The sequence below is a fragment of the Thermodesulfobacteriota bacterium genome, from assembly GCA_040756475.1.
GTDB lineage: Bacteria > Desulfobacterota > Deferrisomatia > Deferrisomatales > JACRMM01 > JBFLZB01.
Genome location: JBFLZB010000075.1, coordinates 1 through 21,610, shown reverse-complemented (window position 1 = coordinate 21,610; position 21,610 = coordinate 1). Strand labels below are relative to the sequence as shown.

12 protein-coding genes are annotated in these 21,610 nt (G+C 70.9%); 11 read left to right on the top strand and 1 reads right to left on the bottom strand.

Annotated elements, in window-relative coordinates; translation table 11 throughout:
• From AB1578_12220 to recD, 4 genes are all read left to right on the top strand, one after another.
• The coding region (locus AB1578_12220; protein ID MEW6488662.1) for an SbcC/MukB-like Walker B domain-containing protein at positions 1-1,635 on the top strand (1,635 nt) is incomplete at its 5' end.
• A 297-nt stretch (positions 1,636-1,932) separates the two neighbouring features.
• Positions 1,933-5,247, top strand: coding sequence for an exodeoxyribonuclease V subunit gamma (gene recC, locus AB1578_12215; GenBank protein ID MEW6488661.1), 3,315 nt, complete (start codon positions 1,933-1,935; stop codon positions 5,245-5,247).
• Positions 5,244-8,903: an exodeoxyribonuclease V subunit beta gene (gene recB / locus AB1578_12210; protein ID MEW6488660.1), complete on the top strand. Its 3,660-nt coding sequence runs from the start codon at positions 5,244-5,246 to the stop codon at positions 8,901-8,903. The genes recC and recB overlap by 4 nt, the downstream gene beginning before the upstream one ends.
• Positions 8,893-10,776 carry an exodeoxyribonuclease V subunit alpha gene (gene recD, locus AB1578_12205; GenBank protein ID MEW6488659.1) on the top strand — a complete coding sequence of 628 codons (1,884 nt, stop codon included), beginning with the start codon at positions 8,893-8,895 and terminating at the stop codon, positions 10,774-10,776. Before recB ends, recD begins: the two co-directional genes overlap by 11 nt.
• An 18-nt stretch (positions 10,777-10,794) precedes the next feature.
• Here the strand turns inward: recD and AB1578_12200 are convergent, their stop codons facing one another.
• Positions 10,795-11,088 (bottom strand): hypothetical protein, encoded by a 294-nt coding sequence (locus AB1578_12200; GenBank protein MEW6488658.1) that lies wholly within the window; start codon positions 11,086-11,088, stop codon positions 10,795-10,797.
• A 199-nt stretch (positions 11,089-11,287) separates the two neighbouring features.
• Here AB1578_12200 and AB1578_12195 point away from each other — a divergent pair, with 199 nt between their 5' ends.
• The 7 genes from AB1578_12195 to AB1578_12165 all read left to right on the top strand — a co-directional run.
• Positions 11,288-13,921 (top strand): MMPL family transporter, encoded by a 2,634-nt coding sequence (locus AB1578_12195; protein ID MEW6488657.1) that lies wholly within the window; start codon positions 11,288-11,290, stop codon positions 13,919-13,921.
• Between the two features lie 25 nt (positions 13,922-13,946).
• Positions 13,947-14,732: an outer membrane lipoprotein-sorting protein gene (locus tag AB1578_12190; GenBank protein ID MEW6488656.1), complete on the top strand. Its 786-nt coding sequence runs from the start codon at positions 13,947-13,949 to the stop codon at positions 14,730-14,732.
• A 106-nt stretch (positions 14,733-14,838) separates the two neighbouring features.
• Positions 14,839-16,056: a hypothetical protein gene (locus AB1578_12185; GenBank protein ID MEW6488655.1), complete on the top strand. Its 1,218-nt coding sequence runs from the start codon at positions 14,839-14,841 to the stop codon at positions 16,054-16,056.
• A 576-nt stretch (positions 16,057-16,632) separates the two neighbouring features.
• Entirely contained in the window at positions 16,633-19,674 is a 3,042-nt protein-coding gene (fdnG, locus tag AB1578_12180; GenBank protein MEW6488654.1) for a formate dehydrogenase-N subunit alpha, read from the top strand.
• Positions 19,675-19,679: 5 nt separating this feature from the next.
• On the top strand, positions 19,680-20,462 hold the full coding sequence (locus tag AB1578_12175) for a 4Fe-4S dicluster domain-containing protein (GenBank protein ID MEW6488653.1): 783 nt from the start codon (positions 19,680-19,682) through the stop codon (positions 20,460-20,462).
• Between the two features lies 1 nt (position 20,463).
• Positions 20,464-21,090: a formate dehydrogenase subunit gamma gene (locus tag AB1578_12170; GenBank protein MEW6488652.1), complete on the top strand. Its 627-nt coding sequence runs from the start codon at positions 20,464-20,466 to the stop codon at positions 21,088-21,090.
• A gap of 251 nt (positions 21,091-21,341) precedes the next feature.
• Positions 21,342-21,610: hypothetical protein (locus tag AB1578_12165; protein MEW6488651.1), on the top strand; the 269-nt coding region annotated here is incomplete at its 3' end.

Sequence of the window (21,610 nt, the reverse complement as noted above, 5' to 3'; positions counted from 1 at the left end):
CTTCCCCCGGATCCCGCCGACCCGGAGAGCCTCCCCGCGATAGACCGGGCCCTGGAGGCCGTCCGCGGGGAGCTCGTCCAGGTGAGCCGGACCCTCCGGGACGCGGAAGAGCGCGCGGCGGGAGCCGAGGCGGCCCAGGCGGGGGCCGACGGGGCTCGGCAGGGGCTGGAGACGGCCCGCCGGGAGCGGGAGGCCGCCGCCGATGCGCTGCGGGAGGCGGAGCGCTCGGCGGCGGAGCTCGCCGCCCGGGAGCGCCAGGAGCGCGCTTCCCTGGACCGGGCACTGGACGCCCTGGCCGGGGCGATTCCCGGGTGGGCGGAGGCGCGGGCCCGGCTCCTGGCCGACCCCGAGGCCTCCCGGCGGGAGTGGGGGGAGCGGGTCGCCGCCTGGCGGGCCCGGGAGGAGGAGCGCGCGGCCGCCCGGGAGGCCCTGGGCGACCTGGAGCCCCGGGTTCAGGCGGCCGCCGCCGAGGCGCGGGCCGTGGCGGACCGCCACGCTCGGGCGGCCGAGGCATGCCGCCTGGCCGACGACACCCATGGCGCCCTGGCCCGGGATCGCGGGGTGCTCCTCGGCGGCCGGCCCGCGGCCGAGGTGGAGGCCGAGGGGGGAGCCCGTGTCGCCTCGGCGGAGGCGGCGGACCGGGAGGCACAAAGACGCGCGGAGGCCGCGGGCAGGGCCGCGTCGGGGGGAGAGGCGCGGCTCGCCGCGGCCCGGGCCGCCCTGGAGGAGGCCACCGCGCGGGAGGGCGCGGCCCGGGGAGCTCTCGAGGCGGCCCTGGCCGCCCGGGACCTGGCGCTGCCGGCCCTGCGGGTCCTCCTGGCCCATGGGGAGCGCTGGGTGGAAGAGACAGCGGCACGCCTCGAGGGGTCGGAGCGCGCCCGGACCGAGGCTGCCACCGTGGCCGAAGAGCGCCGCCGGGTGCTGGCGGAGCACGAGGCGTCCGGGACGCCGGCCCTGGCCCAGAGCGAAAAAGGGGCCGCCCAGGCCGTCCAGGCCCAGGGCCGGGAGGTGGAGGCGCTCCGGGAGGCCCGGGAGGCCGTGCGGGTGGAACTGCGCCGGGACGACGAGGAACGCCGCCGGGCCGAGGAGCTGCGGCCCCGCATCGAGGAGCAGCGCCGCCGGGCCGGGGTCTGGGCCGCCCTCTCGGAGCTCATCGGGTCCTACGACGGGAAGAAGTTTCGCACCTTCGCCCAGAGCCTCACCCTCGAGGTGCTCCTCGCCCATGCCAACGAGCACCTGGTGAGCCTCGCCCGCCGCTACCGGCTGGAGCGGGTGCCGGGGGCGGAGCTCGACCTCCAGGTGGTGGACCAGGACATGGGCGAAGAGGTGCGCAGCGTCAACAGCCTCTCCGGGGGCGAGAGCTTCCTCGCCTCTCTGGCCTTGGCGCTCGGGCTCTCGAGCCTCTCGGCCCGGGACACCCGGGTGGACTCCCTCTTCGTGGACGAGGGCTTCGGGAGCCTCGACCCCGACACCCTCGACGCCGCCCTGGCCGCCCTCGACGCCCTCCAGGCCGGCGGGCGCCAGGTGGGCGTCATCTCCCACGTGCCCGGCCTCGCCGAGCGCCTGGGCGCCCGGGTGGAGGTGCGCCCCCTGGGCGGCGGCGCGAGCGCCGTGCGGGTGCGGGGGGCCTCCTGAGCCTGGCCGGTGTTACGGTTTCAGGGCGGCGATGGACGAACTGCCGTCGTGGGGTCGGTTGATACGCATTGCCACGGACCCCCGCGGACCGCCACGGACCGCCACGGACACCCACGGACCGGCACGGACCGGCACGGACCGGCACGGACAAGCGCCGGCCGGCCCCTCGTCCGTGCCGGTCCGTGAAGGTCCGTTCGAGTCCGCGAGCTCTGCGGCCCAGGCCGCTGCCTTCGAGCGAGAGGTCGGGTTCTCGGAGAGGTTGCACCGGGTACGTACTGCTTCACGAAGAGGGAACCCGTGACCGGCCTCCACCTCTACACCAGTAATCGGCTCGAGGCCCTCCTGGAGGCCCTCGTGGGGGTGGTCGGGCGGCCCCTGGCCGACCCGCTGGCAGCCGAGCAGGTGGTGGTGCCCAACCAGGGGCTCGCCCGGTGGCTCTCCTGGCAGCTCGCCGAGCGCCTGGGGGTCTGCGCCAACGTGCGCTTTCCCTTCCCGGACCAGCTCCTCTCGGAGGCGGCACGGGCGCTCCTGGCCGGGGCCCCGGAGGGCCGGCCCTTCGAGACCGACGTGCTGGCGTGGCGGGTGCTTGCGCGGCTTCCCGAGGCAGCCCGCGGTCCGACAGCCAACGCCCTGGAGCACTATGTGGAGGGGGGGGGCCACCCGGAGGCCCGGGAACGCAAGGCCCTCCAGCTCGCCCGGGCGGTGGCGCAGACCCTGGAGCTCTACACGGTCTTCCGGGCGGACCTCCTGCGCCGGTGGGAGGCCGGGGAAGAGCCCAACGAATGGCAGGCCTGGCTGTGGCGCTCCCTGGTCGCCGAGCACCCCGGAGCCCACCGCGCCGCCCGGATGACCGCCCTCCTGGAGGCGCTGCCCCGGTTGGCGTCGGCGGCCGCCGGGGCTCCCAAGGGCCTGCCGGAGCGGATCTCGGTGTTTGGCCTGGGCACCCTGGCGCCCCTGCGGCTCCAGGTGTTCTCGGCCCTGGCCGAGGTCGTCCCCGTGCACCTCTTCGCCCTGAATCCCTCGCAGGCTTACTGGAGCGACCTGCGCTCCCACCGGGAGATGGCCCGGCGCGCTCGCAGGAGGGCCTCGACGGGGGGAGCGCCCCTGCCCGGGGAAGCGGAGCACTACGAGGTGGGCCACCCGCTGCTTTCCTCCCTGGGGCGGCTGGGGCGGGAGTTCTTCGACGAGCTGGCCGAGGTCCCTGCGGCGGCGATCCTCGAGTCGTTCGCCGAGCCCGGGGACGGGTCGCTCCTGACCTGCCTCCAGTCCGACGTGCTCCACCTGCGCCAGCGCGGCACGCCCGAGGTGCCTCCCAGGGAGCTCGCCGCAGACGACCGCTCGGTGGAGATCCACATCTGCCACAGCCCCCAGCGGGAGGTGGAGGTCCTCCACGACCGGATGCTCGCCTGGTTCCGGGAGCAGCCCGGCCTGGAGCCCGGGGAGATCCTGGTGGTCACCCCCGACCCCGAGACCTATGCGCCCTTCGTGGGGGCGGTGTTCGAAGGCTGCCCCGACCCGGCCTGCCGCATCCCCTTTGCCCTGGCCGACGGGAGCCTGCGCCGGGAGAGCCCCCTGGCGGGGGCCTTCCTGGCGCTCCTCAAACTGCCCGGGAGCCGCTTCGGGGCGGCGGGGGTGCTCGACCTCCTGGAGGTGGGCGCCCTGCGCCGCCGGTTCGGCTTCGAGGACGGGGACCGGGACGTGGTGCGCCGGTGGGTGGAGGATACCGGGGTGCGCTGGGGCGTGGACGCGGCCCACCGGGAGGCCCAGGGGCTCCCGGCGTTCGAGGAGAACTCCTGGCGGGCGGGCCTCGCCCGGCTGCTCCTGGGCTACGCCCTGGGCTCGGGCCTCGGAGCTTTCGGGGGGATCGGGGGCGGGGAGGGCCTGTTTGCCGGGGTGCTCCCCTACGACGATGTGGAGGGGAGCGACGCTCGCGTTCTCGGGTGTCTGGCGGAGCTCGCCGAGCGCCTCTTCGCCGCCGCCGGGGACTTGGATCGGCCCCGGCCCCTGGACCGCTGGGCCGAGGACCTCCTGGCGGCCTTCGAGGGCTTCTTCCTCCCCGACGAGGAGGAAGAGCGCGAGGCCCAGCGGGTGCGCGGGGAGCTCGGGCGGCTGTCCGAGCTCGCCCGGGAGGCGGCCTTCGGCGCCCAGGTGTCCCTGGGGGTGGTGCGGGCCCACCTGGAGGCGGAGCTCGGCCGGCTGGCTGCCGGGGCGGGCTACCGGCCCGGACGGGTGACCTTCGCGGGTCTGCGGGCGCTGCGCAGCGTCCCCTTTCGCGTGATCGCCCTGATCGGGATGAACGACGGCGTCTTCCCCCGGGTGGGGCGTGCCCCCGGCTTCGACCGGATGGCCCGGAACCCCCGGCCGGGGGACCCCACCGCCCGGGACGAGGACCGCTACGCCTTCCTGGAGACGCTGCTCGCCGCCCGGGAGAAGCTCTACGTGAGCTTCGTGGGCCGCCGGGTGCGCGACAACCAGCCGATACCCCCCTCGGTGGTGGTGAGCGAGCTCTTCGACGCCCTGGCCGAGGGGTTTACCCACCCGGGGGGGGAGCTCCCCGGCGCCCTCACCACCCACCACCGCCTCCAGCCCTTCAGCCCCGACTACTTCCGGCCGGGCTCGGCCCTGGCGAGCGCTTCCGTCGAGAACCTGGAGGGCGTGCGGGCGCTCTTCGGCCCCGCGGCCGAGCCCCGGCCCTTCGTCCGGGCGCCCCTGCCGCCGCCCGAGGGCACGGCGCCCGCGGTGGAGCTGGGGGAGCTCGTCCGGTTCTTCGCCCACCCGGTCAAGGCCTTCCTCCAGCGGCGGCTGGGCCTGCGGCTCGGGGAGGACGCCTATGGGGTGGAGGAGCGGGAGCCGGTGGCGGTGGAGGGGCTCGACCGGTACCGGGTGGAGGACGAGCTCGCGTCCCGGGCTCTGGCCGGGGGAGACCTGGACGGGGCCTACCCGGTCCTGCGGGCCCAGGGGCGCCTGCCCCCCGGCCGGCCCGGCGAGGTGGCCTTCGAGGTGCTCCGGAGCAGGGTGCGGGGCTTCCTGGAGGCGGCGCGCCCCCACCTGGCCGGGGCGGCGCTCCCCCCCCTGGAGCTGGACGTGGGGGTGGGGGAGGCGCGGCTCGCGGGGCGCCTCGCCGGGGCGCGCTCCGGCGTGCTCCTGCGCTACCGCTGCGCCCGCCTCAAGGGCAAGGATCTCGTTCGCGCCTGGGTCGAGCACCTGGCCCTGGCGGTTGTCGCCGCCCCGGGGTACCCGGAGGAGACGGTGGTGCTCGGCACCGACGAGGGCTGGCGCTTCCGCCGGCCCTCCGACCCGGAGGCGCTCCTGGCCGCCCTCCTGGAGGCCCATGCCCGGGGCCTGTGCGCGCCGCTTCCCTTCTTTCCCGAGACCTCCCTGGAGTACGCCCGGCGCTCCCTCGACCCCAAGTATGCCGGCCGGGAGCTCGCGGAGGCCCGGAAGGTGTGGGAGGGAGGGTACCGGAGGCCGGGGGAGGGGAGCGATCCGTACCTGCGACAGGCCTTCGGCGGCATCGACCCCCTGGACCCCCGCGGGCCCCTGGGGGACGCGTTCGAGAACCTGGCGCTGGCCCTGGGCCGGCCCCTCCTGGAACACCGGGAGGCCCCGTGAGACCGCAGGTCTTCGATCTCGTCCACGGCCCCCTCGAGGGGCGAAACCTGGTGGAGGCCTCCGCCGGCACGGGGAAGACCTACACCATCGCGGGGCTCTTCGTCCGCCTGCTCCTCGAGGCCCGGCTTGGGGTCGACCAGATCCTCGTGGTCACCTTCACCGAGGCGGCCACCGAGGAGCTGCGCGACCGCATCCGCCGGCGCATTCGCGACGCCCTGGGGGCCTTCCGCGCCGGCGAGAGCGGCGACGCGCTCCTGGCGGGGCTCCTGGCCGACCCCGAGATCGACCGGGAGTGGGCGGCGGGGTGGCTGAGAAATGCTCTGTGGGGGTTCGACGAGGCGGCCGTCTTCACGATCCACGGGTTCTGCCAGCGGGTCCTGGCCGAGAAGGCCTTCGAGTGCGGCGCCCCGTTCGAGGCGGAGGTGACCCCGGACGAGAGCGGGCTCTTGGAGGAGGTGGTCGCCGACTTTTGGCGCCGGGAGCTCCACGGCGCCCCGCCGGGGTTCCTCCACTACCTCCAGGACCGAAAGGTCACGCTCGGCGCCCTCACCCGCTTTGCCGCCGACTGGGCGGGCTCCCCGAACCTCTCGGTGCTCCCCGAGGGGGCGGCACCGCCCTCGGCGGAGCGGGAGGCCGTGGTGGGGCTGGCCTACCGCCGGGTGCAGGAGCTCTGGCGGGCCTCGGGCCCCGAGCTCGCCCGGCTCCTGGCCGAGGCCCCCGGGGTGCACCGGGGGCGGTACAGGCCCCAGGGCGTGCCGAAGCTCGCCCGGGAGATGGACGTCTTCGCGGCCGCCGGGGACCCCCTCGCCCCCTGCGAGGCCCTGCCGCGGTGGTCGGCCTCGGCGGTGGCGGCGGCGGCCTCCAAGGGGTTCGCACCCCTGGAGCACCCCTTCTTCGAGGCCTGCCAGGAGCTCGCGGAGCTTCGCGCCGCCCTGGAGGAGGACCACGGGGCCCGGCTCCTCGCCCTGAAGCAGGGGCTCCTCACCTGGGTCCGGCAAGAGCTTCCCCGGTGGAAGGCCGAGCGCAACCTGCGCTCCTTCGACGACCTCCTGCGGGGGGTCCAGGCCGCCCTCACGGGACCGGCCGGCCCCGGGCTCGCCGCAGCGCTCGCGGCGCGCTACCGGGCGGCCCTGATCGACGAGTTCCAGGACACGGACCCGATCCAGTACGAGATCTTCCGGCGGGCGTTCGGGGGAGCGGGGGCGCGGCTCTTCCTGATCGGCGACCCCAAGCAGGCGATCTACAGCTTCCGGGGGGCCGACCTGTTTGCCTATCTCGACGCGGCCCGGCAGGCCGAGGCCCGCTTCACCCTGGACCGCAACTGGCGCTCCACCCCCGACCTCCTGGAGGCCGTGAACGCCCTCTTCGGCCGCCGGGAGGCACCCTTCCTCTTCGAAGACATCGGGTACCAGGCCGTGCATTCCGGAGACCCCCGGGGCAAGGAGCCCCTGCGCCTCGACGGCGCGCCGGACACGGCTCCGCTCCAGGTGTGGTTCGCGCCCCGGGGCGACGCCAAGCTCCTGGACAAGGCCGACGCCTGGGCGGATATCCCCCGGGCGGTGGCCGGGGAGGTGGTGCGCCTGCTGCGGGCCGGGCAGGAAGGCCGGGCGACCATTGGCGGCCGCCCGGTGGCGCCCGAGCACATCGCGTGCCTTGTGCGCACCAACCGCCAGGCCCAGCTCGTGCAGGACTCCCTGCGGGAGGGCGGGGTGCCCAGCGTGATCCACGGCGCCGCGAGCCTCTTCGACTCCCGGGAGGCCGAGGAGATGCTGCGCCTCCTGGCAGCCCTGGCCGAGCCGGGCAGGGAGGGCCGGGTGCGGGCGGCCCTGGCCACGGACCTCCTGGGGGTCGGGGGGGAGGAGCTCCACGCGCTGGCCGCGGACGACCTGGCCTGGGACGCCCGGCTGACCCGGTTCCGGCGCTACCACGAGCTGTGGGCGGGGGCGGGGGCCGGCGGAAGTTTCGTGGCGGCGGCCCGGGCGGTGCTGGCGCAGGAGGGGGTGCGGGCGCGCCTGCTCGCGTACGCCGACGGGGAGCGGCGGCTCACCAACGTGCTCCACTGCGTGGAGGTGCTCCAGCGCGCGGCCGTGGAGGGGGGGCTCGGCCCCGAGGCGCTCCTCCAGTGGCTCGGCCGCCGGGTCGAGGAGGCGCGGGAGGACGAGGGCAGGCGGGAGGCCGAGGAGTACCAGATCCGCCTGGAGAGCGACGCAGCGGCGGTGCAGGTGGTAACGATCCACAAGGCCAAGGGGCTGGAGTACCCCATCGTCTTCTGCCCCTTCGCGTGGGAGGGCCTGCGCGCAACCAAGGCGGACGATCCTGCGGTGTTCCACGGACCCGAAGACGGCCGGCGCCTGGTGCTCGACCTGGGGTCCCCGGACCTGGGGCGCCACCGGGCCCTGGCCCGGCGGGAGGAGCTGGCCGAGGCGCTGCGCCTCCTGTACGTGGCCGTTACCCGGGCCCGGCAGCGCACCTACCTCGTATGGGGGCGCTACAAGGAGACCGAGACCTCGGCCCTGGGCTACCTCCTCCACGGGCCGGCCGGCGCGGGGACGCTCCCCCCGGAGGACGTGGTGGGCGCGGCGGCCGCGGCCCTGGCGCCCCTGGGCGACGGCGATTTGCGCGACGGCCTGGCGCAGCTCTCTGCCGCCGCGGGCGGGCGCGTGGGGGTGGCCGATCTGCCCGCCGGGCCGGCCCATCGGTACGCCGAGCGGGCCGGGGGCGAGGAGGTCTTCGAGGCCCGCCCCCCGCCCGCCGCCATCCCCGCCGACTGGGGCCTGGCGAGCTTTTCGGGGTTCACCTCCGGGAGCTGGGAGCGGGCCGCCCATCCCGACCGGGACGCCCTGGAGCCCCGGGCGCCGGAGGGGGCGCGGGAGGCGGAAGGGCTGGAACGGGAGGCCCCCCCGGCCTTGTCCATCTTCTCCTTTCCTCGGGGGGCGCGGGCCGGAAGCTGCCTCCACGCGGTCTTCGAGGACCTGGAGTTCGCTGGGGCCGGGCCGGCGCAGGTGCGGGAGGTGGTGGCCGAGAAGCTCGCGCTCCACGGGTTCGGGCCCGAGTGGCGCGAGGCGGTGGCCAGGATGGTGGAGGACGTCCTCGCGGCGCCGGTGCTGGGGCCGACGGAACCCTTCCGACTGGGAAACCTGGAGGGGGGCGATCGGCTCACGGAGCTCGAGTTCCACCTGCCCGTCGGGCGGGTGACCCGGGAGGGCCTGGCCCGGGTCTTCGGGGAGCACGGCGGTCCCGACCTCCCCCGCGACTTCGCCGCGCGCCTGGGAGAGCTCGGATTCCGCCCGGCCCGGGGGCTCCTCAAGGGCTTCATCGACCTGGTGTTTCGCAGCGGGGGGAAGTACTACCTCCTGGACTGGAAGTCGAACCACCTGGGGGACGCCGCCGGAGACTACGGGCCCGAGGCCCTCCAGGCGGCCATGGCGCACCACTCCTACCACCTCCAGTACCACCTCTACGCCGTGGCCCTGCACCGGTACCTGGGGCGCCGGGTCCCGGGCTACCGCTACGAGGAGCACTGCGGCGGAGCGGTGTACGTGTTCCTGCGGGGGGTCGGCGCCGGCGGTGCCCACGGTGTCTACCGGGCGCTGCCTGCCCGGGAGGTGGTCGAGGCCCTGGACCGGTACTTCGGAGGAGGCGGCCATGGCGCCTGAGCGTTGGGGTTCCGGGGGGGGCCCCGGGGGCGGCTCCGGCGGCGGGAGCGCGTTCTCGCCCCTGGACCTGCACCTCGGGCGCTTTCTCGAGGGGCTCGAGGGGCGCCCGTGCCCGGAGCTTCGCCTCGCCGCCGCCCTGGCGAGCCGCGCCGTGGGGGCGGGGCACGTGTGCCTGGATCTCGCCGCGGCGGCGCGAGAGGCCGGTGTCCCGGTCCCCTGTCCGGAGCTCGGGCCGTGGGTCCGGGCCCTCCGGGAGACCCGGGTCGTGGGGGAACCGGGCACGTACGCACCCCTCGTCCTCGACCCCGCGGGGCGGCTCTACCTCCACCGCTACTGGGCCTACGAGGACCGCCTGGTCCGGTACCTGCGGGAGCGGGCCGGCGCGTTCGCCCCGGCGGGCGCGCCGGAGCAGGTCTGCGCCGCCCTGGGCCGCCTCTTCCCCGCATCGGGGCGGGAGGGCGGGGGGGGAGGGGAGGCGGACCCCGATTGGCAGCGGATCGCGGCGGCGGTGGCGGCCTGCCGGCCCTTCTGCGTCGTCTCCGGCGGGCCGGGCACGGGGAAGACGACCGCGGTCGTGCAGATCCTCGCCCTGCTCGCCCTGCTCGCCCCGGAGCGAGCGCCGCGCATGGCGCTGGCCGCCCCCACGGGGAAGGCGGCCTCTCGGCTCCAGGAGTCGGTGCGGGCCGCCAAGGGCCGCCTGGCGGACGGGGCCGGCGCAGACGCAGCCTCGGCGATCCCCGACCAGGTCTCCACCGTGCACCGTCTCCTGGGGGCCTTGCCGGGGACGCCGCGCTTTCGCCACAGGGCCGACGACCCCCTGCCCCACGACGTGGTGGTGGTGGACGAGGCCTCCATGGTGGACCTGCCCCTCATGGCCAAGCTCGTGGACGCCCTGCGCCCCGAGGCGCGGCTGCTCCTCCTGGGGGACAAGGACCAACTCGCCTCGGTGCAGGCGGGCGCGGTGCTCGGGGACCTGTGCGGGGGGGCGGCCGTGGGGCGGTTCTCTGACCGCCTGGCCGGCTGGGTCTCCGAGAGCTCCGGCGGCGATCTGGGGCCGTGGACGGGAGCAGCCGAGGGCGAGGGGCTCGCCGACTCCGTGGTGCTCCTGCGCAAGAGCTACCGCTTCGGGGTGGGGAGTGGCATCGGGCGGGCGAGCCGGCTCGTGAACGCGGGCGACGGCGCGGGGGCGCTCGGGGTGCTTGCGGACCCCGCGGCGGCGGACACTGCTTGGGCCCCGGTTCCCGCGCCCGAGCGGCTGGCCGCGGCCCTGCGGGAACCGGTGCTCCGGGGCTACCGGGGCGTGGTGACGGCCGCCGACCCGGGGGCGGCCCACGAGGCCTTCGGGCGCGTTCGGCTCCTCTGCGCCCTGCGCACCTCGCCCTACGGGGTCGAGGCGGTGAACCGTCTGGCCGAGGGGATCCTGGCGGCCGAGGGGCTCATCGAGCCCCGGGGGAGCTGGTACGCCGGCCGCCCGGTCCTGGTGACCGAGAACGACTACCGGGTGGGGCTCTTCAACGGCGACGTGGGCATCGCCCTGCGCGACCCGAGCGCGGGCGGCGCGCTCCTGGTCTTCTTTCCAGCCCCCGACGGCGCGCTGCGCCGGGTGCCCCCGGCCCGGGTGCCCCCCCACGAGACCGCCTACGCCCTCACCGTGCACAAGAGCCAGGGGTCCGAGTTCGACGAGGTGCTCCTCGTCCTGGGGGCCCAGCCGAGCCGGGTGCTCACCCGGGAGCTCGTCTACACGGGTCTTACCCGGGCCCGCAGTCGCGTGGAGGTGTGGGGTACCGAAGCGGTCTTCCGCGAGGCCGTCTCCCGCCGCGTGGAGCGCTCCTCGGGCCTGCGCGACGCCCTGTGGGGCCCCGGAAACCCGTAAGAGCGGACCTGCCCGCTCTCAGTGCACGCTGCCCCCCTCCCCCCGTTCCTTCCCCGTGGCCTGCAGCCCCAAAGGATCCCGGAGAAACGCGGCCTTGCACCGGGGGCACAGGAGGTAGCCCTGGGACTGGTAGACGTCCTTCTCCAGCTCCGCCGTGTCCCGGGCGTCCACCTGGCGCATGAACGCCTCCAGGTCCTCGATGCCGCCCTCGGCGGGAACCGCGCCGTCGAAGTCGGCGGTCACGTGGATGGTGAGGAGGTACTTGAGACTGCCGGGCCGGAGCTCGGCGCCGCAGCGCTGGCAAGCGGTCATGGAGGTCTTTCCCGGGAGTTGAGTTTCGGAGCGCTCCGCACCGCCATTCTGGTTGCCGGCCGGCGGGGGTGTCAAACGACGCACCACCCCTTTGGCCTTTCCCGCTGAGTTGCGGGTTTCGAAGCTCCGTGTATCTTTTGGCCCCTCCGGGCATCCAAGGGCCGTCTGCCGCTCCGAGACCGCCGCCGAGAGGAACCCCATGGGCCGCCGCATCACCGACTTCTCCGTACGCCATCCCAAGCTCGTCCTCCTCCTCGCCCTCGTTCTCACGGCCCTGACCCTGGTGCGGGTAGGGAACATTCGGGTGGACACGGACCCGGAGAACATGCTCGACGAGGACGAGGCGGTCCGCGTCTTCCACAACGAGGTGAAGCGGGCCTTTGCCCTCTCGGACATGCTCGTCCTCGGGGTGGTGAACGAGACCCACCCCGACGGGGTCTTCAACCCCGAGACCCTGGGGAAGGTGTACCGGATCGCCGAGGGCGCCCGGGCCATCGAGGGCGTGGTGGTGGCCGACCTCCTGGCCCCGAGCACCGTGGACGACATCCTCCAGGCGGGGCTGGGGGCGGTGCGGTTCCAGTACCTGATGGAGCGCCCCCCCGAGACCCGGGAAGAGGCGCTCCACCTGCGGGACCGGGCCATGGCCAACCCGCTGCTCCACGGCACCCTGGTGAGCGAGGACGGCAAGGCGCTCGCCCTCTACGTGCCCATCGTGGAGAAGAAGATCGCCCACCGGGTGGGGGAGGCGCTGCGGGCGCTGGTGGCCGCCGAGCCCCCGGGGGGGGAGGCGTACCACCTCACGGGGCTCCCCGTGGCGGAAGACACCTTCGGGGTGGAGATGTTTCGCCAGATGGCCATTTCGGCCCCCCTGGCGGGGCTCGTGGTGTTCCTCCTCATGCTCTTCTTCTTCCGGAAGCTCTCCCTCGTGGTGGCGCCCATGGTGGTGGCCATGCTCACGGTGATCGCCACCATGGGCTCCCTGATCAGCACGGGGAACACGGTGCACATCATGAGCTCCATGATCCCCATCTTCCTCATGCCCATCGCGGTGGTGGACTCGGTCCACATCCTGTCGATGTTCTTCGACCGCTACCAGACCCTCAAGGACCGCTCCCGCACCCTCCACGTGGTGATGGAGGAGCTCTTCGCCCCCATGCTGTACACGAGCCTCACCACCTTTGCGGGGTTTGCGAGCCTGGCCCTCACCCCCATCCCCCCGGTGCAGGTGTTCGGGCTCTTCGTGGGGCTGGGCGTGGCGGTGGCGTGGCTCCTCACGGTGACGCTGGTGCCCGCCTACATCATGCTCTTCATCCCGGAGCGGACCCTCGAGAGCTTCGGCGCCACCGCCCATGGGGAAGACGACGAGGGCCACTCACCCCTGGCCCGCCTCATGGTCTGGACCGGGCGAGTCACCCAGCAGCGCGCCAAGATCTGGCTCGCCCTCACCGCCGGCGTCATCGCGCTCTCGGCGTGGGGGATCAGCCGCATCCAGATCAACGACAACCCGGTGAAGTGGTTCGTGCCGAGCCACCCCATCCGGGTCGCCGACGAGGTGTTGAACCGCCACTTCGGGGGCACCTACGAGGCCTACCTGGTCTTCGAGCCCCCGGTCTCTGCCGGGGACCTGGATCGTGAACTCGCGGGGGTGCGCCGCTGGATGGGGGAGCTCCGGGACGAGGCTTCACCCGGGGCAAGGGCGGTGGTCGAGGCCCTGGCCGGACGCCTGGAAGCCCTGGCGGCCGAGCAGGTCCGGGCCGAGCGCCCGAACCCGGCCGCGGTGGTGGACGGGCTCGCCGGGGCCCTCGAGGGTTTGGCGGCGGAGGCTCCGGAGGAGCTGGCCGACGAGCTCGAGATCCTGGCCGAGGACCTGGAGGACCAGCGCACCGCGCTCCACACTTTCAAGACCCCGGAGGTCCTGCGCTGGGTCGAGGGGCTCCAGGAGTACCTGGCCGCCCACCACATCGTGGGCAAGTCCAACGGCCTCACCGACGTGGTGAAGAAGGTGCACGGGGAGCTCTTTGAGGGCCGGTCCGAGGCGTTTCGCACCCCCGATTCGGCCGCGGCCGTGGCCCAGACGATCCTCTCCTACCAGTCGAGCCACAACCCGGAGCACGTGTGGCACCTGGTGACCCCCGACTTCCGGCACCTCAACCTGTGGGTGCAACTGCGCAGCGGCGACAACAAGGACATGGAGGCGGTGCTGGGCGAGGTGGAGTCCTACCTGGCCGCCAACCCCCCGCCCGTGCCCCTGGATCACGCCTGGGCCGGGCTCACCTACCTGAACGTGGTCTGGCAGGACCGGATGGTGAAGGGGATGCTCTCGAGCCTCCTGGGGAGCTTCGCCGTGGTCCTGGTGATGATGATCTTCCTCTTCCGCTCGGTGCTCTGGGGGCTCCTCTCCATGATCCCCCTCTCGGTCACCATCGCCTTCATCTACGGCCTGATCGGGCTCGTCGGCAAGGACTACGACATGCCCGTTGCCGTGCTCTCGAGCCTCACGCTCGGCATGAGCGTCGACTTCGCCATCCACTACCTCCAGCGCTGCCGCGAGTGCTATCGGGAGACCGGCTCCTGGGACCGGGCGGCGGTGCTCATGTCGCTGGCGCCCTCCCGGGCCATCGCCCGCAACGCCGTGGTGATCGCGGTGGGTTTCTTGCCCCTGCTGTTTGCGCCGCTGGTGCCCTATCGGACCGTCGGCTTCTTCCTGGCCACCATCATGGCGGTCTCGGCGGTGGCCACGGTGGTGATCCTGCCGTCGCTCGCCAAGCTGCTCCAGGACCGGCTCTTCCGGGGAGAGGCCCCGGCCTGCCCCATCGAGAACCAGGCGGCCTGATCCGGGCCGCGAGAGGAGACAACCCATGAGACGCCTCTGGATCCCCCTGGCCCTGGCTGCCGCCCTCGGCCCCGGCGCCGCCCTTGCCCTGACCGCCGAGGAGATCGTGGACCGGGCGAACCGGGCCTCGTTCTATGCCGGGGACGACGGCATCGCCCGGGCCACCCTGGTCATCTCCGACAAGGAGGGCCGCACCCGGGAGCGGGAGTTCACCATCCTGCGCAAGGACGCCGAGGACGGGGGGGAGCAGCTCTACTACGTGTACTTCCACAAGCCCGGCGACGTGCGCCGCACGGTCTTCCTGGTGCACAAGAGGGTGGGGCGCGACGACGATCGGTGGCTCTACCTGCCGGCGCTGGACCTCGTGCGGCGCATCGCAGCCTCGGACAAGCGCACGAGCTTCGTGGGCTCCCATTTCTTCTACGAGGACGTCTCGGGGCGCTCCCCCGCCGAGGACACCCACGCCCTGGCGGAGGAGACCCCCGAGCACTACGTGCTCGACAACGTCCCCAAGGACCCGAGGAGCGTCGAGTTCACCCGCTACCGGGTCTGGATCGACAAGCAGACCTTCCTGCCCCTGGCCGCCGAGTACACCGACGCCCAGGGCAAGGTGTACCGCAGGATGGAGGTCCTCGAAGTCAAGGACGTGGGCGGCTACCCCACGGTGCTGCGGGCCCGCATGGAAGACCGCAACACCGGGGGGAGCACGCTGCTGACCTTCGAGGAGGTGGCCTACGACAAGGGCATCTCCGCCGACATCTTCACCGAGCGCTACCTGCGCAACCCGCCGCGGGAATATATACGGCGGTAGTTGCGCGTTGCACGTGGCGGGTTGGAGGGCGCCCGTGCCGGTGCATGCCCGCCCGTGCCCGTCCATGGCTGTCCGTGTCCGTCCTTTCCGCCCCCAAGAGGCAACCATGCGCCGCGCCGCCCTGCTCGCCCTGCTCCTCGTCGCCGCCCTTCCCGCGGGCGCCGCCGAGCTGCCGTTCCACGGGTTTCTCGAGGTGGCGGGCGGCGCGCGGGTGGTGGACGACGCCGCCGCCCGGGACGACGTGCTCCTCGAAGAGGCCCGGTTCCAGCTCGACTTCCTGCGGGACGGCGACCGGGGGAGCCTGGCGTTTCGGGCCGATTTCGTCCACGACGGGGTGGACCGGGAGACGCGCATCGAGATCCGGGAGGCCAACGTGGTCCTCCTGCCCTGGGAGAGCGTCGACCTGAAAGCCGGCCGCCAGGTGCTCACCTGGGGCACCGGCGACCTCATCTTCCTGAACGACCTCTTTCCCAAGGACTGGCAGAGCTTCTTCCTGGGGCGGGACGACGAATACTTGAAGAAGCCCAGCGACGCCCTGCGCGCCACGTGGTTCGGGGGGTGGGCCAACCTGGACCTGGCCTGGACGCCGGTCTTCGAGCCCGACGGCTTCCTCACCGGGGAGCGGCTCTCCTACTGGAACGCCGGTGCCGGGCGCCGCTTCGGGCCCCGGGATCCGGAGCTCGACCCTGCCGAGCCTCCCAAGACCTTGGGGAACGGGACCCTGGCGGGCCGGCTCTACGGCAGCTTCGGGGGATGGGAGACCGCTCTCTACGGGTATCGGGGGCGCTACGGCCAGCCCAAGGGGGTCGACCCCGGGGCGGGGGAGGCCTTCTTCCCCCGCCTGGAGGCGTGGGGCGCAAGCGCCCGGGGAGCGCTGCTCGGGGGCATCGCCAACGCGGAGACCGCGTGGTACCGGAGCCTCGACGACCCCGGGGGGAGCGACCCCAACCGCCCCAACGACGAGCTGCGCTTCCTGGCCGGCTTCACCCGGGAGGTGCTGCCCGAGCAGAATCTCGGCCTCCAGGCCTACCTGGAGCGGGCGCTCTCGTTCCCCGCCCCCGGCTTCACCGACCAGAACCGCTGGTGGCTCACGGCGCGCTATACCGGCTTCTTCCTCCAGCAGAACCTCACCCTGTCGCTCTTCGCCTTCTACTCCCCCAGCGAGGACGACGCCTACCTGCGGCCCAAGGCCGCCTACAAGCTCTCCGACGAGATCCTCCTCACCCTGGGCGCCAACGTCTTCCTCGGCTCCCACGATGACACCTTCTTCGGCCAGTTCGAGGACAACACCAACGTCTACGCCCGGGTGCGGTACAGCTTCTGAGGGGGCAAACCTAGTCTCCCCCCTCGTCCGTCCGCACGGATGTTTAGGCGCCGAGCTCTACCTTCGTCTCGAATTCCCGAGTTACCAAGAGGTATAAAATGCATGTTCTTTTACAGGAAGCCGAATACACTAGGGGTTTCGCCTTCATATCTGCGTTTTAGGGCTTCGCAGCGCTCCCGGGGCGTACACCCCATTCATACGGGTCCGGTGTATCCCCTGCTCCCCTCCTACCCGGCAGGCGTCTACAAAACCCCTCCAAATCAACGTTTCAGGCACAAACAACGGAAGGCCGCCGCCCCGATGGCCATTCCGGATCGTGCCTCGCGCCAAAGAAATAACAATTCCAGCACGTTGCGAAACCGCGGTTTGCGAAACGATCTTGGTCGTCCACTCGACGATCTTTTCGGATTGCGCCATCTGCCAGACCTTTCCCGGTGATCGAGAGCTGGGTCAGGAGTGAAAGAAGCCGCGGCATCGGTACGTCGGTATGGGACGTGCTTGTGGAAGTAGGAACATGAGCGACCCAAGCATTTGTGATTGTGTGCACAGGCACGCGTAGCGCAGGAGGTGAGACCCATGGGTGTGACACGCAGAGATTTCCTCAAGATATCGGGCGGGGGAATCGCGGCCACTGCCATCGCGGGCGACGTGCAGGCCGAAGGCCGCCGGGGCGAACACCTCAGAACACTCAACACGGTCAAGACCACGACGGTCTGCCCCTACTGTTCCGTGGGGTGCGGACTCGTGGTGAGTACGGTCCCCGGTGAGATCATCAACGCGGAGGTCGTGAGCATCGAAGGGGATCACGAACACCCGATCAACCGTGGCGCCCTGTGCGCAAAGGGAGCGAGCATCCTCCAACTCCGGCAGAACCCGCACCGGGTGACGAAGCCCCTCTACCGGGCACCGGGAGACGCGAAGTGGCAGGAGGTCTCCTGGGACTGGGCTGTCGAGCAGATCGCGGAACGGGTGAAAAGGACCCGGGACGAGAGCTTCGAGGCAGTGAATCCGGCAGGACAGGTTGTCAACCGCACCACGGCCATGGCCAGCGTGGGGAGCGCGGCCCTCGACAACGAGGAGTGCTACCTCTATCAGAAGTTCCTCCGGAGCCTAGGTCTCGTCTTTATCGAGCACCAAGCCCGTCTCTGACACAGTGCCACCGTCGCCAGTTTGGCGGAGAGCTTCGGACGGGGCGCGATGACCAACCACTGGATCGATCTGCGCAACGCAGATGTGATCCTGGTAATGGGTGCCAATCCTGCGGAGAATCACCCCGTTAGTTTCCAGTGGATTCAGGAAGCGCAGCAAAGAGGTGGCAAGCTCGTGGTCGTCGACCCCCGTTTCACCCGCACGGCGGCCAAGGCCGACCTCTTTACGACCCTGCGGTCCGGAACCGACATTGCCTTTCTCGGCGGAATGATCAAGTACATCCTCGACAACGACCTCTTCCACTCGGAATACGTGCGTCTCTACACAAATGCTGCGTTCCTCGTCGACGAGGGGTTCCAGAGCCCCGGAGAGCTCGACGGGCTTTTTTCTGGCTACGATCCGAAAAGCCGGTCCTACGACAAGGCCACCTGGGGCTATCAGACCGATCCGGACGGCGTGGCCGTCAAGGACCCGACCCTCGGGGATCCGTCCTGCGTCTTCCAGCTTCTCAAGAAGCACTACAGCCGCTACGACCTGGAGACCGTGAGCGGGATCTGCGGCACGCCGGTGGACCAACTGGAGAAGGTCTACCAGCTCTACTCCTCGACCGGAAAACCGGACCGCGCGGGCACTTCCCTGTATGCCATGGGGTGGACGCAGCATACCGTGGGCGTCCAGAACATCCGGGCGATGGGGATCATCCAGATGCTCCTCGGCAACATGGGCCGGCCCGGGGGCGGGGTCAACGCGCTGCGAGGCGAGTCGAACGTTCAGGGTTCCACCGACCACGGTCTTCTCTACCACATCTTGCCGGGCTACCTCCCCGTGCCGAGCGCAGACCTGGGCACGCTGAGCGCTTACATCGACAGACACACCCCGAAGACGGTAGAGCCGAAGAGCGTCAACTGGTGGGGAAACCGGCCCAAGTACATCACCAGCTACCTCAAGGCGATCTACGGACCCAACGCCACGGCAGAGAACGACTTCGGATACGGTTGGCTCCCGAAGATCGAGCCCGGTGCCGACCACTCCTGGCTCCAAATGATCGACAGCATGTACGACGGCAAGATCAAGGGGTTCTTCGCCTGGGGCCAGAACCCGGCCTGCTGCACATCCAACGCGGCCAAGACACGCACCGCCCTCAGCAAGCTGGACTGGATGGTGACGGTCAATCTCTTCGACAACGAGACTTCGAGCTTCTGGAAGGGGCCGGGTGTGGACCCGAGCACCGTGAAGACGGAAGTCTTCTTCCTGCCGGCCGCGATTTCCTACGAAAAGGAGGGATCGATCACGAATTCGGGCCGCTGGGCCCAGTGGCGATACCAGGCTGTCGCTCCCCTCGCTGGGGCCAGACCCGACGCCGAGATCATCAACGACCTCTGCTTCGCCCTGCGGACTCTCTACCGCAGAGAGGGCGGAGCCAACCCGGAGCCCTTCCTGAACCTTACGTGGCACTATGGGTTCGTGCGCGCCGACGGCAGGCTCATGGGCATCGATCCCCATCTCGTGGCGAAAGAGATCAATGGGTATGTCTGGACCGATTCCAAAGTCCGCGGAGAGCCCGTCCAGAACTTCACCCGGCTCACCGCCGACGGTACGACTTCGAGCGGATGCTGGATCTATTCAGGAAGCTACAACGCCGTCGGAAACCAGATGGCCCGGAGGAGCCGCGCCGACCCCACCGGGCTCGGTCTGTACTCAGGCTGGGCATGGTCGTGGCCCCTCAATCGCCGCATCATTTACAACCGCGCCTCCGTGGACGCAGACGGCAACCCCTGGGACGTCCTTCGCGCCGCCATCTACTGGGACGGAACCAAGTGGGTGGGCGACGTTCCCGACGGCGGTGCCCCGCCCCTCTCGCACGAGAAGGGAGCCCTTCCTTTCATCATGAAGCGGGAAGGCGTAGCAAGCATCTTCGGTCCCGGTCTGCGCGACGGCCCGTTCCCGGAGCACTACGAGCCCCTCGAGTGCCCCTTGAATAGAAACCCTATGAGCAGTCAGCGGATCAATCCGACGGCCAAGCTCTGGCACGAGGGAGGCAAGCCCGAGGACGTGTTCGCGAACTGCGATGCGCGCTACCCGCTCGTGGCGAGCACCTATCGGGTGACCGAGCACTGGCAGACCGGCGTGATGACGCGCAACACCCCGTGGCTCTTGGAACTGCAGCCGCAGTTGTTCGTGGAGATGGGTGAAGAGCTTGCCAGGCAGCGCCACATCCGAAACGGCGAGACGGTGAAGGTAGTGTCCGCCCGCGGCGAGGTAGAGGCCGTGGCTATCGTGACACCCCGGCTCAAGTCCTTCCTGGTGGCCGGTTCGACGGTCCACCAGGTGGGCCTGCCTTGGCACTATGGTTGGACCACTCCCCGGGCAGGTGATACAGCAAACCTTCTTACGCCCACGATTGGAGATCCGAACACGCACATCCCGGAAACCAAGGCCTTCATGGTCGACGTCCTGAAGAAAGGGTAGGAGCCATGAGGATACGAAAATCGCTCTTGATCACCCCGGACCGGTGCATCGCCTGCCGGTCGTGCCAGGTGGCCTGCAAGGAGTGGAACGAGCTCCCGGCAGAGCCCTCCGAGAACCTGGGAAGTTATGAGAACCCAGGCGATCTCGGGCCCACTCTCTACAACCGCATTCGCTTCATCGAAACAGCCGGCCCGGACCGTCTGGAGTGGCACTTCCTGAGCGAGAGGTGCGCCCATTGCGGAGATGCAGCCTGCGTCAAGGTGTGCCCGTCGGGAGCGCTCTACTACACGGCGTTCGACACGGTGGCCGTCGACAAATCTAGGTGCGTGGCCTGCCACTACTGCATCTCGGCCTGCCCCTTCGAAATACCCCGGTATGACGCGCAGGGAAAGATCTCCAAGTGCCATATGTGCTCCGATCGGATAACGAACGGCCTCGAACCGGCCTGCGCCAAGTGCTGCCCCACGCAAGCAATCCGGTACGGCGACAGGGAGGCCTTGCTCGCCGAAGCGCGGCAGGAGGGGAAGAAGCCATACGGGGAGACCGACCTCGGGGGCATGGGAGTGATCTACGCGCTATCGCGCGACCCGGAGGTGTACGGCCTCCCCGACAAGCCCATGATTCCGCTCCCGATCACCCTCTGGCGCGACATCATTCGCCCCCTGGGCTGGGCCGGATTCTGGGGCTCACTTGGATTTGCCTTCCTTCATTACGTGACCTTTGGACCCAAGAAGCTGCACATGCTCGAAGACACCAGCGCGGGCGAAGACCGAAAGGGAGGTGAGTGACATGGCTTTCGGCCAAAGGTACTACGAGCGATACAACACCTGGGAACGGGTCTGCCACTGGCTCGTGGCCGCTTGCTTCCTGATCCTCGTCATCACGGGAATTGGCCTCTACGACAAGGCATTCCTGCGATACTTCGACGTTCTCGGAGGCGGATCGAAGGCTCTATTGTTCCACAAGATCACCGGTGTGATCTTCTTTGTCGCCTCCCTGACACTCTCGCTACAGCATTGGAGAGACACGCTGGACTTCGGTGCCGACGACATTCGGTGGATCAAGTGCCTTGGAGGATATCTTTCCAGAGACCATGCCTCTCCCCCGATGGGAAAGTTCAACACAGGTCAAAAGATCTTCGGCCTCTACATGCTCTTGGGGACGATTGGGCTTGGGCTCACCGGTCTCGTTATCTGGAACCCACTCTTTTTTCCTCGTGTCCTTGTGCAGTGGAGTCTGCTGTTCCACTCCCTCTACTTCATCTTCATGACGGTGTTCGTCGTGATCCATGTATACCTGGGTACCGTCGGCAATCCGGGAACCCTCGATGGAATCCTCTACGGGGAAGTGAGCGATGTTTGGGCCAAGCACCACGCGCCCAAGTGGCTGGCGGCCATGGAATCGCGGCGCAGGTAGTGGGTCTCGTCGGCCAGTCGGTTCCATGCCGGATGCCGAGGGCGGTGGAACGTGGAAGGTCGGGACGGGAGTCCTCGTGCGCCGCGACGCCTGGGATGTGAGCGCCAGGGGCGCCATGCTCGAGGGAAGTAGCCGGCGCGGGAACATCGTAGTTCCGAGGGTTTGACGCAGGTCTTGGGGGCGCCCCCAAACGCCCCCCAGCCGCCTCAAGGACGAACTCCTCCGCCTGGCCGGCCGCGGCCCGGTAGGTATTGCCCGAGCAGAGCCTGGGCCGCCAGGCCTGCCTGGAACGGGCGCTCCCGTTCCCCGCCCCCGGCTTCACCGACCAGAACCGCTGGTGGCTCGCGGCGCGCTACACCGGGTTCTTCCTCCAGCAGAACCTCACCCTGTCGCTTTTCGCCTTCTGCTCCCCCAGCGAGGACGACGCCTCCCTGCGGCCCAAGGCCGCCTACAAGCTCTCCGACGAGATCCTCCTCACCCTGGGCGCCAACGTCTTCCTCGGTGCCCACGACGACACCTT